Here is a 341-nt window from a genome sequence, read left to right as displayed (position 1 = left end):
GCAAATATACAACCCTTTTTCGATCCACACAATGTTTTTGAAAGTTTTTTTGAAAGTTTTTTTTCACACTCCAAATCGGCAATCACAAACACTATCTTCAATGAACCTTGCCGCTCCGAACGTTACCGTTTTTAGCGGCTGCAAACATACAACCTTTTTCCATTCCGCAAAACTTTTTTTTCAAAAACTTTTGCCTTCTTTTTATTAGGATGTAAATGAACTTTTTCCGTTCCCTCGGACCCATGGGACCCTCGTTTGCGGGGTGCAAATATACAACCCTTTTTCCTTTACCGGCAAAATAAAATAAGACTTTTTTTGAACTATTTTTCTTCCCGCTGGAA

Annotated in this window: 1 protein-coding gene; it reads right to left on the bottom strand. The window is 37.5% G+C overall.

Features of this window, described 5'->3' with window-relative positions; genetic code table 11:
- Positions 1-97: 97 nt before the first annotated feature.
- The coding region (locus J4051_RS18915) for a hypothetical protein (protein ID WP_208235438.1) at positions 98-341 on the bottom strand (244 nt) is incomplete at its 5' end.

Source organism: Gelidibacter pelagius (genome assembly GCF_017581925.1).
In the GTDB taxonomy this organism is placed as follows: Bacteria; Bacteroidota; Bacteroidia; order Flavobacteriales; family Flavobacteriaceae; genus Gelidibacter; species Gelidibacter pelagius.
This window is presented reverse-complemented; position numbering and strand designations above follow the sequence as displayed.